Below are 13,592 nucleotides of genomic sequence, written 5' to 3'. Positions count from 1 at the left end.
AAATCTATAAGGGGATGGAATCCGTGACAGCAAAAATAGGTGTTCTCGTCATGTCGTATGGCACTCCTAAAAGCTTAGAAGACGTTGAAGCATATTACACTCATATTCGGCGAGGTAATCCGCCGACAGCGGAGCAGCTTAAAGAATTAACAGATCGCTATGAAGCGATCGTCGGGGGTGTATTCCCGCTGCGGGAGAACACAGACCGTCAAGTAGCTGCATTACAGGCAGCACTAAACGCGGATAAAGCTGGGGCGGATGTTGAATTTGTCTGCTATCAGGGTTTGAAGCATGCCTATCCGTTTATTGAGGACGGCGTCGAGGCTATGGCGAAGGACGGCATTACCCAAGCGGTTGGTGTTGTGCTTGCCCCTCACTATTCAAGCATGAGCGTGGGTGGCTACATTAAACGTGCTCAGGAAAAGGCTGATGCATGTAAAATCAACATGGGTTTTGTGGAGAGCTACCATATGCACCCAGTATTGATCGATGTTCTAGGCCGGAGAGTAACTGCGAAAATAGATCAATATATCGAAGCAGGCGCTACTCGCGATGAGATAAGGGTATTATTTAGCGCGCATAGTCTTCCAGAGCGTATTCTAGCTATGGGCGATCCTTATAAAGATCAACTATTGGAGACCTCAAAGGCTATTGCAGATCAAGTGGGGATAACCAATTGGCAGTTTACGTGGCAAAGCGCAGGACGGACAGCTGAACCATGGCTTGGACCAGATATTCTGGATACACTTCAGCAGCTTAGCAAGGAACAGGTAGAGTATGTTCTAGTGGCACCGATCGGGTTCGTATCCGATCATTTAGAAGTGCTGTATGACCTTGATATCGAGGCAACAGCCGTAGCTTCAGAGCTGGATATGCGTCTTATGCGGATTGAATCATTAAACAGCGATCCTGCGTACATGTCCGTATTGAGCGATGTTGTTCGTACAAGACTGAATCAAATGTCGGCCGGTCAGTCATGACTGGTCCCTCTAGGCGAATTGTTATCATAGGCGGTGGGCTGAGTGGACTCAGCGCCGCCTTTTACATTCGTAAGTTTTACAAAAAAGCTGGCATGAAACCTGATATTGTACTGCTAGAGAAAGACAAGACTCTTGGCGGGAAGATCGAAACATTGCACCGGGATGGATTTGTGATTGAGAAGGGTCCGGATTCTTTTTTAGCTAGCAAAACAGAGATGATTGAATTGGCTAAGGAATTAGAGCTAGATCACGAGCTGGTGAACACAGATCCAAAGGCAGAGAAGACCTATATACTACAGCGTGACAAGCTTCATCCTATGCCTTCCGGTCTTGTGCTTGGAATTCCTACTGAACTAAAGCCATTTCTATCAAGTGCTCTGGTTTCATTCGGTGGCAAAATACGCGCGCTGATGGACTTGATCCTTCCTCCTAAGCGGAGTAATGACGATGAATCCCTTGGACAGCTGATTGAGCGACGTTTAGGTACTGAAGTGATGGAGAATTTGACCGAACCGCTATTAGCCGGTATGTATGCTGGGGATTTACGCAAAGTCAGCCTACAGGCTACCTTTCCGCAATTTGGAGAAGTAGAGCGGCAGTATGGTGGTCTTATTCGTGGAATCATTAAAGAACAGAATTCCTCCAAGACAAATACGAGCACAAAGAACAGCACTTTTCTGACATTTCGAAAAGGACTACAAAGTCTCGTGCATGGCTTGATTCATGAACTGCATGATGTAGAACAGCGAACTGAAGCTGCGGTGGTCTCTATACATGCTACAGGAACTAATGCTTCTCGTTATGAGCTAGAACTGGAAAGTGGCGAACGGCTACTTGCGGATGAAATATATATCACCACACCAAATTCTTTTGCTGCCGAACTTTTGCGTCCACATGTGGATGTTTCAGCACTCGATGCGGTAAATTATGTATCGGTTGCGAACTTAGTCATGGCCTTCGACAAGAAGGATATCGAAATTGATGATGCTGGAGCAGGTTTTCTTGTGCCACGTAAGGAAGGGCGCAATATTACTGCCTGTACATGGACGTCAACGAAGTGGCCGCATACGAGTCCAGATGATAAAGTACTTATGCGCTGTCATGTAGGCCGTTCCGGAGATGAGCAGAATGTTCAACTTCCAGATGAGGCTCTTACGGAGCTAGTGAGTAAGGATTTACGAGAGATCATGGGCATTACAGCGAAACCTATATTCACGGAAATTACTCGTTCGGAACATTCGATGCCACAGTATCCTGTTGGACATCTTGACAATCTTTCTAAATTCCATAGGGAGCTTGAGACCACACTTCCTGGGATATATGTCTTTGGAGCTGGATATGATGGAGTGGCAATGCCCGATTGTGTTAAGCAGGCCAAGCTTACAGCACAAAGCGCTGCTAAGCGCATATCGAATTAAATGTACATGTACGATCAATCTAGAATTATCAATTGAACGGTGAAGCGAAGATTATTTTGCTTCACCGTTTTTGTTTAAATGTTAGATTATACTATCTTAATGGACTCTCGTATTTGGAGGGACAGGTGCTAGGTATGCTATAATAGAACCAATTTGAGAGTAGAGGAGATCATAGAAACAATGTATCCGCCGCGATCGCGTTCTAGACAGAAGAACAAACATAAGAGCAAACGTAAGCGCAGAACGGCCTGGATGTGGGTCAATGCAGGTCTACTTCTGATGATTATTGTGGCGCTCAGCTATAGTTTTATGGATGACAGATTCAAGGGAAGTTCTGAGCCACCTCCAGTGGCGCAAATGACGGCTTCGCCTACGCCTGATAGTACTGCTCAGGAGACAGCACCTATAGTGACTGCAACGCCTGAAGCCACGGAGTCTCCCATCCCTTCTCCAACGGTAACTCCGGAAGCTTCACCTACACCAGAGCCAAAGAAAGAAGAAAATGTTGAAACACAGGCGCCTGTACCAACTGAGACCCCTTCGCCAGATGAAGGTAGCTCCCAAGTCGCAGATGGTGGTTCTGTGTCTGGACTTCCGTCAGATGACCAGGCTTCTGGCAATACAGTGACCTTGAATTTTGGTGGAGATGTTATTTTTTCGGGGAAAGCTGGGGAATTGCTTGAAAAGAAAGGCTACGACTATTCGTATGCAGCGCTCGATGGAATGTTCAAGAAGGATGATCTTACGGTTGTGAATCTGGAGACTCCTGTGACCACGGGTGGGGTTGGCGCCGCTAATAAGCAATACGTATTCAAAGGCTCGCCCAAAGCACTAGATGCTCTTAAAGCAGCCGGAGTGGATGCAGTAAATATGGCGAACAATCACACGCTTGATCAAGGGGAGGAAGGCCTGCGAGACACGCTGAGTCATCTCTCGGAAAGAGGCATTCCTTATGTTGGTGCCGGACTCAACAGTAAAGAAGCATTCTCGGCGCAATATTTTGAGCGTAAAGGGATTAAGATCGCCTTGCTGGGGTTCACACGGGTGATTCCTGCATCTGATTGGATGGCGGGAAAAAATAAACCCGGGCTTGCTTCAGTATATGATAGTAGAGAAGGACTTAAAGCGATTGCTGCAGCTAAACAAAAAGCTGATTTGGTTGTCGTAGTTGTCCATTGGGGTAAAGAACGGGTAGAGCAGTTCGATAATACACAGCAGACCCTTGGACGTAGCTTTGTCGATGCGGGAGCTGATCTTGTCATTGGTGGTCACCCACATGTATTGCAAGGTGTGGAGCCGTACAAAGGCAAGTGGATCGCCTACAGCACTGGTAATTTTATTTTTACGAGATCAACGGTACCTGCCACTTGGGAAACTGCTGTATTTCAGGCGGAATGTAGTAAAAAAGGTCAATGTTCATTACAGCTGAAGCCTATGACTGCTGAGCTAGCTCAGCCCGTGCCCATGAATCAGGTGAACGGACAGCTTTTGCTGAAAAAAATAGAGTCTTTATCTGCTGGTCGAGTTAAGATTAACAGTGACGGCAAAGTGACTCAAGTTACAAAATAGGGTTCCTGGGAGGTCCTTATGATGAACAATTTATGTGTTGCCCATCGGGGATTTTCCGGTAAAGCTCCGGAGAATACATTAGCAGCGATCCGGATGGCCATTGCCATGCCTTTTGTACACTGGATGGAATTGGATGTCCAGCTCTCCAAGGACGGTGTTCCTGTTGTCATTCATGACTTTACACTGGACCGTACAACCAATGGTCATGGTAAGGTGAGGAATATGGATTGGGAACATATCCGGCGTCTCGATGCGGGTAGCTGGAAAGGGCGTTCTTTTCGGGGAGAGCGGGTGCCTTCCTTGGAAGAAGTGCTCTCTTTAGCCTCCGGTAGACTTCGTCTCAATATTGAACTGAAAACAGTGGGCAATATGTATCCTGGCATCGAACAGAAGGTGACGGATCTTATTTCCTCTAAAGGCATGCGGGACGACGTGATTTTGACCTCTTTTGACACAGATGTGTTGAAAAAAATTAAGGAAATAGACCCCCGCTTTCGTACAGGCTTAATTTTTGATTCAAGGTTTGGTAATCCTGCTCGAAGGCTGCATGAACTGGAGTGTTCTCTTTTGTCGATTAGCTTTTCGCGTTTAAATCCTAGATTGGCTAAGGTTTTGACGGAGCAAGGTGTGAAGATTATGGCTTGGACAGTGAACAAAGGAAAAGAGATGCGTCGCTTAGCAGATATGCATTCTGATATAATGATTTGTACAAACCGTCCGGATATCTGGGGCGATACATTTCTAAAAGTATAAATAATCCAATTCGATGGGAAAGAGAGCTGATTGTCTGTGTGCGCTGCTGTTAATAATTTGTATTGTGTTGGACGGAACTACAAGCTACATGCGGAGGAATTAGGAAATAATGTCCCCGTAGAGCCACTCATTTTTTTGAAGCCCTCACATGCGGCGGTTTCCCTCGATAAAGCAGTCATTCAGCTTCCAAAGGATTCAGGTCAGGTTCATTATGAAGGAGAACTTGTGCTACGGATCGCGCGTGATTATGTACCGGGTATGAGCGTGGAGGATCTGGTGGATGTTATGGCTCTGGGACTGGATTTCACACTGCGTGATGTGCATAATGATCTGCAGAAGAAAGGTCTGCCTTGGACTCCAGCTAAAGGCTTTAAGAACGCTGCTCCACTCACACCTTACATTGCGTTTCCTGACAAGGAAGAGCTGGAAGGAACGGATTTCACGGTTTTAAAAAATGGTGTTGAAGTTCAGCGAGGTAATGTTAAAAATATGATTTTTTCGCTCCAAAAAATTGTCGATTTTATCGCTGCGCGTTACGGGCTGGGTAAAGACGATGTGATTTTCACAGGAACACCAGAAGGTGTAGGCTCTACCGTATCAGGAGATTCGTTTGAATTGTACTGGGGTGACAAGCTGATGGGGACTTGCCTGATCGGCTAAAAACATCTGTTGGAGATGAATCTATGTTATGGATTATCGGCGCCCTTGGCGCTTTGTTAGTTGCGGGGGCGGCTTATAGGAAACAATCCTTAAGCCTTTCCGGCATGCTTGCCGCGGTAGCCATGGGGACCATTTATTTTGGTGCTGGAAATGCCTTTTGGTTTGGAATATTGTTGGTTTTTTTCATCTCTTCAAGCCTGTTGTCTAAGCTTCATCATGATAATAAGGCAGAGCTTGAGCTGACTTATGCCAAGACAGGTCGCCGAGATGCTGGGCAGGTCTTTGCTAATGGTGGGCTTGGGATGGTTTTCGTTCTATTGAATGCGATTGTTCCGATGGAACATTGGGAATTTTTATTTATCGGCGTTATGGCAACGGTAACCTCTGATACATGGGCTACGGAGATTGGTACACTCAGCAAGAAGCCGCCTCGGTCTGTCCTGACAGGTAAAATACTTCCGGCCGGTGCCTCGGGTGGCGTATCCAGTCTGGGTACGCTGGCCGCCGCCGCAGGAGGTGCACTTATCGGTGCATCTTCATGGCTGCTACGGATGATATCCGGCATGCCAGATCAATCCTTCTTGTTGCTTACATTGGCTGGACTCACTGGAGGACTTGCGGGTGCGTTCACAGATTCTATCCTAGGGGCAACCGTTCAGCAGATGAATCGTTGCACTGTATGCGGACGCGAAGTGGAAAGTACACATCACTGCGGTAAAAAGGTTGAATACGCACGTGGCTGGAAGTGGATGACTAATGATGCAGTCAATGCTATTAGCTCTATCGTCGGAGGGGCTATTGCCTTATTGTGTGGGATGATGTTTTAAAGGAGGAACCGATGAGCAGCACGTCCAATCATAAACATACTGCCATTCTGGATGCCGCATACGAGCTCTTCGGTTCAGGTGGATTTTACGAAACGAAGATGTCGGAAATTGCGGTTCAGGCCGGAATTGCTAAGGGCACCGTTTATTTATACTTCAAGAGTAAAGAAGAATTGTTCATGGCGGTAACGCGCCGGGACTGTGAGGGATTCCTTCAGCAATTACAGGAAAAGCTGAAGGCTAGTGATACTTTGGCAGGTAAACTGTCAATTATCGCCAAACATCATCTTTACTATTATTATGAGCGTAAGCGACACACGAAGCTCTTTTTCCGCGCACCGAACAATAACCCAGAGCTTGTGGCGTATATGACGCTTTTTATGGAAGAATATATGCAGGCAGTGGTGAAGGTATTGCTGGAGGGCGGTGTGTCTGAGCCTGAGCTTATGGCGCAGTCCTACATAGGGATGTTGGATCGACTGAAGATGGATATTTTGTTCGATCCATCTTTTAAGGAAGAAGATGCGCATAAACGCGCTGGTTTCGCTGCGGGTCTTTTTATTAAAGGGGCTATGGATTACTTGAATTTAGGTCAGGATGATAGACCGGTGGAATAGCAGCTTCATGCTGCGACCGGTTTTATGAAAATATAAGGCAAGCGAGGAAATAGCATGAATATTATGACCGTGGAACATCTTTCCAAAAGTTATGGAGAGAAAGTACTTTTTAGTGATGCTTCATTTGGTATGGACGATCGGGATAAAATTGGTTTGATCGGTGTGAATGGAACGGGTAAATCTACGTTTTTACGTATTATTGCCGGTCTGGATACCCCGGATGATGGGCAAATTGCGATCGGAAATAATGTTCGAGTGCAGTACTTGGCACAGAACCCTCCTTATGAGCCGACAAATACAGTACTGCAACAGGTCTTCGCCGGAGATGATCCAGATCTTGCTACCATGCGTGAGTATATGGAGATCATGTCTCGCCTTGAAAAAGAGCCAGGTAATGCAGAACTGGAAGGCAAACTGGTGCGGATTGGGCAGGCTATCGATGCAGCAGGTACTTGGCATTTGGAGAGTGAAGCTAAGAGCGTACTTACTAAGCTGGGTATAGTGAAATTCGATGCGCTGATGGATACGCTGTCTGGTGGTCAACGGAAACGTGTAGCACTTGCGGCTGCCCTGATTACGCCATCTGAGCTTCTTATTCTGGATGAGCCTACGAACCATATTGATACGGACTCCGTGGCTTGGCTAGAGCAATATTTACAGAAACGGCGTGGCGCCCTCTTAATGGTAACGCATGATCGTTACTTCCTGGAGCGTGTCGCAAGTGTCATGCTAGAGCTGGACGGAGGACAGTTATACCGTTATGAGGCCAACTATTCCCGTTTTCTAGAGCTTAAAGCCGACCGTGAAGAGCGTGAAGCCTCTGCGGAGCAAAAGCGTAAGAACCTGCTTCGTACGGAGCTTGCTTGGATTCGTCGTGGAGCTAAAGCTCGATCAACGAAACAAAAGGCAAGAATCGACCGTTTTGAGAAGCTGAAAGAAAGTACAGGAAGCAGTTCGAACGGTTCGCTGGATATTTCGGTGGCATCCACACGTTTGGGTCGCAAAATCATTGAAATCAATGAACTGTCAAAATCGCTGGATGGTCGTCAGTTGATTAAAGATCTGACCTATATTGCTGTACCACAAGATCGCGTAGGTATTGTAGGTCCAAATGGTAGCGGTAAATCAACACTTCTGAATCTGATTGCAGGTAAGCTGCAGCCGGATAAGGGAGAGGTTCAGCTTGGTGCGACGGTTAAGTTGGGTTACTTTACGCAAGAACATCAGGATATGGATGACAGCATGCGAGCTATTGAATATGTGAAGGAAGAAGCGGAAGTCATACGTACAGCTGATGGTAGCGTCATTACCGCAGGCCAAATGCTCGAACGCTTCTTGTTCCCTCCTGCGATGCAATGGACGCCGATTTCCAAACTGTCTGGTGGCGAAAAAAGACGCCTGTATCTGCTTCGTGTATTGATGGGAGCACCAAACGTATTGCTGTTGGATGAGCCTACGAACGACTTGGATATTGGCACGTTGGCTGTTTTAGAAGACTATCTGGATGAATTCCCGGGCGTCGTCTTTACCGTATCCCATGACCGTTATTTCCTGGATCGGACTATAGACAAGCTGATTGCCTTTGAAAATGGAGAAATTCGGCTTCATGTTGGCGATTATACGGAATATGAAGAATGGCTGGCCAAAAATGTTCCTTCACGCAATGCAGAATCGAACAAAGATGACGGTAATGCAAAGCGTAAAGAGACTACAGAAACAGTCAGTAACACAGCGGCATCATCAGCTTCCAAGACCAAACTCAAATTCAGTTTTAAGGAACAGCGTGAATATGAAGGAATTGACGAGCAGATCGAGCTTGCAGAACAGCGCTTGACGGATATTAGTGCGGAGATGGAAGCAGCGTTTGCTGACTCCGGGAGACTGCAGGAGCTAGTGGAAGAGCAGAGGCTTGCCGAAGTAGAACTGGAGCGTCTAATGGAGCGCTGGACCTATCTGAATGAGCTTGCAGAGAAAATCGCTGGTAAAGCATAAAACGGATTGTCCATGTGTGACAATAAGGGAGGGCTCAGTTTGGAGAATCAACTTGTGGAAGCTGTAGCCCTGCGAAACGAAGGTAAAGCTGAAGAAGCCAGAATGATGCTGTTAGAGCTGTATGAGCAGAATGGTAATGATGCAGAACTTCTGTATCAATTAGCGTGGACGCATGATGTGCTCGGTCTGGAACGCGAGGCAATACCCTATTATGAGAAAAGCTTAACACTAGGCTTATCTTCGGAGCAGAAAGTCGGCGCTCTATTGGGACTGGGCAGCACCTACCGAACACTCGGAGAATATGAGAATTCCAAAGCAATATTGGAGCAGGCCATTCACGAGTACCCAGAGAATAAGGAATTTTCGGTGTTCCTTGCAATGACCTTGCACAATCTCGGAGATCATAGTCTGGCTATGGGGATGTTGCTTAAATTGCTGGCTGAAACCTCTGCGGATGAAGGAATAAGAAGCTATAGTAAGGCCATTTCATATTACTCAGATAAGCTGGAGCAAGTCTGGGATTGAATAAAATCACAAAAAGAAGCGATCTCTAATAGTAGAGTATCGCTTCTTTTTGCTTTATTTCGTTCCGTCCACCGCGATCATTTGCACCACGGCACGAGAGTCGCCAGGTAAGATGATTTCATCAGCATTCATCTGTGAGGAGCCATCACCATCTAGAAAAATACCTTCGAGACCTTCAGCAGGCACGCTCTGTAGGATGGCTGAACGGAACTCTGCCGCCGTCGAGAGTGTTGGCGTAACAATCAGCCACAGCTTGCCATTATCGTCATACAGCATGCCTGAGCGCATTCGTTTCTCATCCGAATAAGGAAGATGTTCTTTCGCTATCACATCTTCCCAGAGATCCTCATCCTGCAGATTCATACTAATGCCGCCTTGCGCAAAATAATGCTGGCGATCCGTAACGTTCAATTCTTCTCCCGATGAGACGACCTGTACGGAAAAGCTACGACTGGCACCATCCCAGACCAGGGTTCCGCGCGCATATTTAGCGTTAAACCAGCCGGAGCCGTACGCCTTTTTAACACCGTTAGTGGGGATATCATTCATGATAGCAATGGATAGAAGTGCATCTCCATAGAAGAAGCCTCCATTAATCCCATAAGCAATCACCTGCTGAAGGGGTGCACCAGCGGCTCTGAGTTTAATATCTTCGGGTGAAAGTGACATCATATAGAGTTGAACATTTTCTGGACTCACGGTCTCTAAATAAGTGTAAGCGTGTGGAAGACCATCAAAGGGATTTTCCTTGTGGCTTCTGGAAAACAGGAACATCGAGATTGCTGATACTGCTATCATGAGCAGCAGAAGTGAGACTATCAGCCATTGTCTACGTCTCCAGAGCTGCTTTAACTTGCCAGTACTTGCCTCAGTTAGTGCCCACATAAGCAGCGAGAAGCTTAGCAGTGTTTACTACAGCTTGCTTATGTGTACGTTCCATGGAGTGGGAGGCGTGTACGCCTGGGCCGATCAGTGCGGCACGAATATTATTGCCGCCTCGAAGGGCAGCGGAAGCATCGGAGCCGTACATTGGATAGATATCAACGGCATAAGGAATAGCAAGTGCTTCTGCCAGCTCAATCAAACGGCCAGTCATAACATAATCATAAGGGCCTGAAGAATCTTTTGCACAGATGGACACATCGGTTTCTTTACAGCTAAGATCGTCGCCCATGGCGCCCATATCGACTGCGATCATTTCATTAATCTCGCCAGGAATCCAAGCTGTGCCATGTCCCACTTCCTCATAGTTGGAGATGAGGAAAGAAAGGTTGTGGAGCGGTTTCCAGTCTTCGCGCTTCATGCTTTCCAGCAGGCCAAGAAGGGCAGCAACGCTCGCTTTGTCATCCAGATGTCGGGATTTAATATACCCGCTAGGTGTAATCACCGCACGTGCATCGAAGGAAATGAAATCACCAACGGAGATGCCTAGCTTAAGTACATCTTCTTTGTTAGATACTAGCTCATCAATCCGTACTTCCATGTTCTCCTCTGAACGTTTGAAATCACGAGCATCTGGATATACGTGAACGGATGGATGGCTGGTTAAGATGGTTCCAGTATAGGTTCTGCCGCTGCGGGTATGGATCACGCAGTATTCATTCTCGATGCTGTGCATAGTGAAGCCACCAACAGAGGTCAGTCGCAGTGTACCATCAGATTTAATAGAGCGAACCATGCCTCCAAGTGTATCCACGTGAGCGCTGATGCCGATAGTACGGGAAGGATCTAGGCCTGGGACGGTTAGAATTACGCCGCCTTTTTCATTCCAGCTTAGCGGTACATTTAATGCTGCCGCTTCTTCGGCAACAAGGTTCATTACTTGTGCTGTGAAGCCGCTGGGGCTCGGTGTATCCAGCAATTTTTTTAGGATTGAGAGTATGTAATCTTCGTTTGGTTGAATAGTAATCATTAGTTAAGTCCTCCTGTTAGGCCATCATTATCTGTGTTAAAAGAATCTAAAGAAGTGTCGGCATCACGAAGTTTGGTTAGCTCAGCATATAAGCTTTTAATTTGTTTTTGTAGTTTGTACTGGCGAAAAATACCGTAAGAACCCACGATGATTCCACCAATTAACGCGCAGCCCAGAATAACTAGGATCAGCGGTATATTAACTACATCAAAACCGAAATTGACTTGAACGGGATCCACGTTGATGACTGCAAATATGGCTGTTAGCAGCGCAAAGATTAGACCTGCAATTAAAGACCATTGAATTCTCATTGAATTCTTCCTCCTCAGGGGATATAACAGAATAAAATCCCTTGCCCAAATAGGGCAAGGGATTAATGCAATACTAAGCTCTCTGCCTTATTTGGTCAACTGTTCCATTTGAGCGATAACATCTTCGAAGACACTCATCGCTTCGCGAATCGGCTCAGGAGAAGACATATCAACACCAGCTTTAGACAGAATATTAATGGAGTAGTCACTGCCGCCACTCTTCAGGAAGCCGAGGTAACGATCCACCGCAGGTTTGCCTTCTTCAAGAATTTGTTTGGCAAAGCTAGTCGCTGCTGAGAAGCCGGTTGCGTATTTATAAACATAGAAGCTGTTATAGAAATGCGGAATCCGCGCCCATTCCATCTCGATATCCTGATCTACAACCATTTCTTTACCATAGTACTTAACATTCAGGTCATAGTAGATGCTCGAAAGATCTTGTGGAGTAAGCGATTCACCTTCTTCAACACGCTGATGAATGATTTTCTCGAACTCAGCGAACATCGTCTGCCGGAAAATCGTTGTCCGGAACTGATCAGCATAGTAGGTGAGTAAATACATTTTTTCTTTAGGATCTGTAGACTTTTTGAGTAAATAATCCATTAGCAGCGCCTCGTTAGTAGTAGAAGCAACCTCTGCTAGGAAAATCGTATATTGCGCATCCCGATAATTCAGAGCGTTATCCGAAAAATACGAGTGTAATGCATGGCCCATCTCATGTGCCAGTGTAAACATACTGTTTAAATTATCATTATGGTTCAGCAGTACGAAAGGATGCGTACCGTATGGCCCCCAGCTGTAAGCCCCGGACCGTTTATTCTCGTTCTCATACACATCGATCCATCCGTTGTCGTAGCCTTTTTGCAGCACATTCAGATAATCTTCACCGAGCGGTTTGAGACCCTCTTTAGTGATTTTCTTGGCTTCTTCATAGGTGATATCTAATTTATATTCATCAACAAGCGGTGCAAACAGATCATACATATGTAACTCATCGACACCCAGCAGCTTCTGACGCAGTTTCATATAACGGTGCATCAATGGAAGGCTTTCGTGAATCGTATCAATCAAGTTGGTGTAAACCTCTTTAGGAATGTTATCACCATAGAGTGACATTTCCATTACAGAAGGATATTTGCGAATTCGTGAGTAGAACACATTTTTATTCACATTGGCGCTAAGCGTTGCTGCGATAGTGTTCTTCTGCTTCCGGTAGGTATCATAGACTGCCTTAAAAGCATTTCGGCGAACCTCACGGTCGTTACTTTCGAGAAACTTGATATAGTTGCCATGAGTCAGTTCAACTTCTTTGCCATCCTCATCTTTGATCTTAGGGAATTTCAGATCCGCATTGTTCAGCATACTGAAAATATTCTGAGGTGCTTGAGCTAAATTTCCGACCTGAGCTAGCAGTGCTTCTTCAGCCTTAGAAAGCACATGGGCTTTTTCACGTTTCATTTCAGTTAAGGTGAATTTATAAGCGGATAGGTTCGGATCAGCGATGAATTGGTCGAGCTTCTCAACTGGCAACGCCAGAATTTCTGGGGTTACAAAAGATAAGGCTTCACCTGCTTCAATACCAAGCTTTTTCGCTTTGGAGGACAAAGCCTGAGAGTCAGGATTAGCTGTGTCTTCATCTTGACGCATATGTGCATACACGAAGAGTCGTTCAGTTAGGATGGACAGCTTGTCATCCATTTCAAAACATTTTTTTAGAGCATCCGCGGAATCTAGTGTACCCTGAAAATCCGCAGCTTTTTTGATTAAGGATTTAGCTTCAGCAAATTCTGCATCCCAATCCTTCTGAGAAGCAAACACATCTTCAAGCTTCCAACGATTCTCAGCAGGTACTTCGCTTCTTTTCAATAATTTTTCCATAGAAACCCTCCTAGAATGATGAGATGTAGTAGGCATAATCTCCCTCGGCAATACTGTAGATGATAAATCACCCGGTAGCAAGCTGAGCACAAGTAGAAGAGGGATGGACTTGGGTGAAATAGGCATAACATCCTCCTCTTGAAAGTAGAGTCG

13 protein-coding genes are annotated in these 13,592 nt (G+C 46.0%); 9 read left to right on the top strand and 4 right to left on the bottom strand.

Annotation, left to right across the window (positions count from 1 at the left end; all coding sequences use genetic code 11):
* Positions 1–23: 23 nt before the first annotated feature.
* From hemH to ACFWMP_RS04465, 9 genes are all read left to right on the top strand, one after another.
* Positions 24–980 carry a ferrochelatase gene (hemH, locus tag ACFWMP_RS04505; RefSeq protein WP_156113094.1) on the top strand — a complete coding sequence of 319 codons (957 nt, stop codon included), beginning with the start codon at positions 24–26 and terminating at the stop codon, positions 978–980.
* Entirely contained in the window at positions 977–2,398 is a 1,422-nt protein-coding gene (hemG, locus tag ACFWMP_RS04500; RefSeq protein ID WP_379422176.1) for a protoporphyrinogen oxidase, read from the top strand. The genes hemH and hemG overlap by 4 nt, the downstream gene beginning before the upstream one ends.
* A 180-nt stretch (positions 2,399–2,578) precedes the next feature.
* Entirely contained in the window at positions 2,579–3,967 is a 1,389-nt protein-coding gene (locus tag ACFWMP_RS04495) for a CapA family protein (protein WP_379422174.1), read from the top strand.
* Between the two features lie 21 nt (positions 3,968–3,988).
* The gene (locus ACFWMP_RS04490) at positions 3,989–4,720 is read left to right on the top strand and encodes a glycerophosphodiester phosphodiesterase (protein WP_379423504.1); all 732 of its coding nucleotides are present in this window, start codon (positions 3,989–3,991) and stop codon (positions 4,718–4,720) included.
* A gap of 36 nt (positions 4,721–4,756) precedes the next feature.
* Complete coding sequence (locus ACFWMP_RS04485) at positions 4,757–5,380, top strand: fumarylacetoacetate hydrolase family protein (RefSeq protein WP_042186808.1); 624 nt, start codon at positions 4,757–4,759, stop codon at positions 5,378–5,380.
* A 23-nt stretch (positions 5,381–5,403) separates the two neighbouring features.
* Positions 5,404–6,207 (top strand): DUF92 domain-containing protein, encoded by an 804-nt coding sequence (locus ACFWMP_RS04480; RefSeq protein WP_339246883.1) that lies wholly within the window; start codon positions 5,404–5,406, stop codon positions 6,205–6,207.
* An 11-nt stretch (positions 6,208–6,218) separates the two neighbouring features.
* On the top strand, positions 6,219–6,821 hold the full coding sequence (locus ACFWMP_RS04475; RefSeq protein WP_042186811.1) for a TetR/AcrR family transcriptional regulator: 603 nt from the start codon (positions 6,219–6,221) through the stop codon (positions 6,819–6,821).
* Positions 6,822–6,875: 54 nt separating this feature from the next.
* Complete coding sequence (locus ACFWMP_RS04470) at positions 6,876–8,813, top strand: ABC-F family ATP-binding cassette domain-containing protein (protein WP_042186813.1); 1,938 nt, start codon at positions 6,876–6,878, stop codon at positions 8,811–8,813.
* Positions 8,814–8,825: 12 nt separating this feature from the next.
* On the top strand, positions 8,826–9,338 hold the full coding sequence (locus tag ACFWMP_RS04465; RefSeq protein WP_379422171.1) for a tetratricopeptide repeat protein: 513 nt from the start codon (positions 8,826–8,828) through the stop codon (positions 9,336–9,338).
* A gap of 54 nt (positions 9,339–9,392) precedes the next feature.
* Here ACFWMP_RS04465 and ACFWMP_RS04460 read toward each other — a convergent pair whose 3' ends face one another.
* The 4 genes from ACFWMP_RS04460 to pepF form a co-directional block, all read right to left on the bottom strand.
* Positions 9,393–10,223, bottom strand: a complete 831-nt coding sequence (locus ACFWMP_RS04460) for a hypothetical protein (protein WP_379422169.1) — start codon at positions 10,221–10,223, stop codon at positions 9,393–9,395.
* Positions 10,207–11,247 (bottom strand): M42 family metallopeptidase, encoded by a 1,041-nt coding sequence (locus ACFWMP_RS04455; RefSeq protein ID WP_379423502.1) that lies wholly within the window; start codon positions 11,245–11,247, stop codon positions 10,207–10,209. Before ACFWMP_RS04455 ends, ACFWMP_RS04460 begins: the two co-directional genes overlap by 17 nt.
* A 2-nt stretch (positions 11,248–11,249) precedes the next feature.
* Entirely contained in the window at positions 11,250–11,561 is a 312-nt protein-coding gene (locus tag ACFWMP_RS04450; RefSeq protein ID WP_379422167.1) for a LapA family protein, read from the bottom strand.
* 87 nt (positions 11,562–11,648) lie between these two features.
* Positions 11,649–13,439, bottom strand: a complete 1,791-nt coding sequence (pepF, locus tag ACFWMP_RS04445) for an oligoendopeptidase F (protein WP_042186822.1) — start codon at positions 13,437–13,439, stop codon at positions 11,649–11,651.
* Positions 13,440–13,592: the final 153 nt, after the last annotated feature.

It is taken from the genome of Paenibacillus sp. NPDC058367 (assembly GCF_042723305.1).
Classification (GTDB): Bacteria; Bacillota; Bacilli; order Paenibacillales; family Paenibacillaceae; genus Paenibacillus_AQ.
Note: the sequence above shows the minus strand (reverse complement) of the source record. Positions and strands in the feature narration are given on the sequence as shown.

Excerpts from the sequence above, each read along its gene's own strand:
- hemG (WP_379422176.1), top strand. The coding sequence starts at position 977 with ATGACTGGTCCCTCTAGGCGAATTGTTATCATAGGCGGTGGGCTGAGT.
- ACFWMP_RS04460 (WP_379422169.1), bottom strand. The coding sequence starts at position 10,223 with ATGTGGGCACTAACTGAGGCAAGTACTGGCAAGTTAAAGCAGCTCTGG.
- pepF (WP_042186822.1), bottom strand. The coding sequence starts at position 13,439 with ATGGAAAAATTATTGAAAAGAAGCGAAGTACCTGCTGAGAATCGTTGG.
- ACFWMP_RS04480 (WP_339246883.1), top strand. The coding sequence starts at position 5,404 with ATGTTATGGATTATCGGCGCCCTTGGCGCTTTGTTAGTTGCGGGGGCG.
- ACFWMP_RS04465 (WP_379422171.1), top strand. The coding sequence starts at position 8,826 with ATGTGTGACAATAAGGGAGGGCTCAGTTTGGAGAATCAACTTGTGGAA.
- ACFWMP_RS04450 (WP_379422167.1), bottom strand. The coding sequence starts at position 11,561 with ATGAGAATTCAATGGTCTTTAATTGCAGGTCTAATCTTTGCGCTGCTA.
- ACFWMP_RS04490 (WP_379423504.1), top strand. The coding sequence starts at position 3,989 with ATGAACAATTTATGTGTTGCCCATCGGGGATTTTCCGGTAAAGCTCCG.
- ACFWMP_RS04495 (WP_379422174.1), top strand. The coding sequence starts at position 2,579 with ATGTATCCGCCGCGATCGCGTTCTAGACAGAAGAACAAACATAAGAGC.
- ACFWMP_RS04475 (WP_042186811.1), top strand. The coding sequence starts at position 6,219 with ATGAGCAGCACGTCCAATCATAAACATACTGCCATTCTGGATGCCGCA.
- ACFWMP_RS04470 (WP_042186813.1), top strand. The coding sequence starts at position 6,876 with ATGAATATTATGACCGTGGAACATCTTTCCAAAAGTTATGGAGAGAAA.